Source organism: Gelidibacter algens, from assembly GCF_001678675.1.
GTDB lineage: Bacteria > Bacteroidota > Bacteroidia > Flavobacteriales > Flavobacteriaceae > Gelidibacter > Gelidibacter algens.
Window position 1 is genome coordinate 1 of record NZ_LZRN01000098.1, and the last position, 3047, is coordinate 3047.

General features: G+C 32.2%; 2 protein-coding genes. One reads left to right on the forward strand and one right to left on the reverse strand.

The annotated features are described in order from the left end of the window. Positions 1-199 (forward strand): hypothetical protein (locus tag A9996_RS20300; protein WP_211272672.1); only part of this gene is annotated, 199 nt, incomplete at its 5' end. 1510 nt (positions 200-1709) lie between these two features. On the opposite strand, the gene A9996_RS19130 is transcribed toward A9996_RS20300, so the two are convergent. Continuing rightward, the gene (locus tag A9996_RS19130; RefSeq protein WP_066439097.1) at positions 1710-2408 is read right to left on the reverse strand and encodes a hypothetical protein; all 699 of its coding nucleotides are present in this window, start codon (positions 2406-2408) and stop codon (positions 1710-1712) included. Between the last annotated feature and the right edge of the window lie 639 nt (positions 2409-3047).

Below are 3047 nucleotides of genomic sequence, written 5' to 3' on the forward strand. Positions count from 1 at the left end.
CAACGTTTATGTGTACGAGCTGTTGCGTGTGACGGCACGAGCCATTCCAAACACAAAACTGCGCTGGAAAATCCGCGAGGATTTTCCAGATAGGCACAGACCCAGCAATGGCTTGTACACGGTGTTGGCAAATCGGTTTATTATTTTTTCGTTTGGGTTTTTAAGTCGGATGTATTATTGTTATAAAAATCTAATTTAGTCAATTCAGTTTAAACTCCGTTGTGGTTTTTTGTATTCTGTCTATTATTTTCTTTCCGGTCAGATTGCAATTAGAAGAGAAATATAAGTTTTCAGTTTCACACTTAAGGCATCAATAAAAAAATCAATTTTGTTCGATAGGGTTTTATAACTTGGAGTTGATTCAGAAGACTTGTCAAGCTTCTTAAATGTTTGTAGGTTCTGTTTTCAGCCGAACTTTTGGTAATCACAGAGATTCATCTTTTAAGCGGCTTAACACTGGTTTTCAAGGAAACAAAAACTATCTGTAACTGTGCTAAATTTGGTATTGTGTCTTCGCAGATTTCGCCGTTGCGTGTCTCACACACGAACCATTAAAGGTACAAAACTCCGCTGGAAAATTCCCAAGAATTTTCCAGATTGGCACAGACCCAGCAATGGCTTATACATGGTGTTGGCAAACGTTTTTTTACTTTTTCTTCGTTATGTTTTTCACGTCAGATTTGATTCCTCCGTTTTACTTTTAAAGTTCTAATTTAATAATTTCCGCTAAATTTCTTTGGGAATTTCTATTTTAATTTCGGCTTCCTGTCAAGCTTTTGGGCGGGAAACAGTTTTTCTTTTGTTTTTATTTGGTCGGTCGACATTGCTTTTCAATTTTGCTCTTAAAAAACCAAAAAAAAATTCGATTCCTTTCCGCCGTTTTTTTCCGCCAGAGTGGATTTCTGCGTTGTGTTATTTCCGTCAGAGTAGATTTCGGCGTTGTTTTTTCGGTTCCGCTTAATTTCGGCATTGTTTTTCACAATTATATTCCGTTTTCATTTTCTAAAATTCGGTGTGTTGTTTTTTCGGATTCGGTTCGGTTTGTCAATGCATTTTATTCATTCCGTTTTTTTCTTTTCCAGCTTATTTATTGCGTTTTCAGTTTCAGCCGAATTTTTGTTCAAATGGTTGCCAACGTGTTTGTGTATGATTAGTGGCGTGTTTAAGCACCTAATTTAGCAAATAAAAACCGAATAGAAAATCCGCGAGGATTTTCGTAAGTAGGCGAGGACTAGCCATTAATTATACACGGTGTTGTACCACGTTTTTTATTCGTTAATATTATTTAAAAATTCAATATCCTCTTCGTTCAAATCACTCCATTCTTTCGTGTAATAATCTTTTGAATAAAGTCCACTATCAATTTTGTCAGAGTATTTTTTTCTGAATAAAGATATTAATTCTTCATAGTTTTTTACATCAATTTCGCTTGTTGAGTAATAGATTGAATTAATTTGATTATAATAATTTTTTGGTGCATCTTCACTTTTAAAAGTACCGATAACATATTCTTCTAAATCTCCACAAGAACTAATTTTTATATCTATTTCAACATTTGGAAGTTCAATTAAAAAAATCAGTTATCGAATAGTTTTTCTTTTCTGTTTTTAATCTTACTGCACCAATTATGTTTGGTAAAGTCAATCCGTATCTGTCTTCCTTAATACACCAACTATAAATCAGATTTTTAATAAATTTAGTGCTTTCAATCATTTGCTTACAGGATAAACACTACAATTTGAAATGTCTGGGTTATTTATGTCTTCAGAACTGTCTATTTTGTTTTTAAACTGTATCCATTCATACTCTGAATTACTATTTGCAAATTCTCCTTGATGATATTTTTGATTTATGCTGTCTTTAAATTTCTCATAATATTCTTTATCAAAAAATAAATTACCACCTCCATTATAAGATTCAAATAATAAATATCCTTTTTCTGGTCTTGTGAATAAATTTTTCATTAATGCTTGATAAAGAAGTGCTAACTCTTGTCCATCCAAAAATTGTTTTTTAGTGAATGTTGGATTAAAACTTGGGTCTGTTAATGATTCGTCATTATATTCTGAATCTGCATCAAAACTGATTATGAATCCCTCTGAATAAAAACCTCTCAAGTCAAATTTATTTTGATTCTTTTTGTATTTATTTAAAAGTACTTGAAGTCCACCACCAAATTTTAAATTAATACGATATGTTATAAATTCAGGCGTATTGGCATAAATATATTCTTTATTAATTTCAATGATATTATCCGCAATTTCTGTGTTATCTGTTTTGATAATAATATATTCAGAATTTTCGGTTAAACTACCTTCTACAATTGTATTAAGGTATTCCCAAGTTTTATCTGTTGACACGTAAATTCCTTGTCCTCTTTCTTTTGAATTTATTGAAATTCTTCCCATTTTTCGGTTTTTTCTTAAATTCTGACTAACGTCAAATTTACTATAATTTTCCTACACTAAAATTTTACTCGTTATCTCAAGAAATTAACAGGTTTTTCTTGTGTGGGGAATGTGGTACAACGTTTATGTGTACGAGCCGTTGCGTGTGACTGCACGAGCCATTACAAGCACAAAACTGCGCTGGAAAATCCGCGAGGATTTTCCAAATAATCACTGACCCAGCAATGGCTTGTACACGGTGTTGGCAAATCGGTTTTTTATTTTTTCGTTCGAGTTTAAAGTCGGACAAATTATTGTTAAAAAGTCTAATTTAGTCAATTCAGTTTAAACTCCGTTGTGGTTTTTTGTATTCTGTCTATTATTTTCTTTCCGGTCAGATTGCAATTAGAAGAGAAATATAAGTTTTCAGTTTTACACTTAAGGCATCAATAAAAAAATCAATTTTGTTCGATAGGGTTTTATAACTTGGAGTTGATTCAGAAGACTTGTCAAGCTTTTTAAATGTTTGTAGGTTCTGTTTTCAGCCGAACTTTTGGTAATCACATAGATTCATCTTTTAAGCGGCTTAACATTGGTTTTCAAGGAAACAAAAACTATCCGTAACTGTGCTAAATTTGGTATTGTGTCTTCGCAGATTCC

Bases quoted from the DNA above. Each gene is read 5' to 3' on its own strand.
- A9996_RS19130 (WP_066439097.1), bottom strand. From the start codon at position 2,408: ATGGGAAGAATTTCAATAAATTCAAAAGAAAGAGGACAAGGAATTTAC.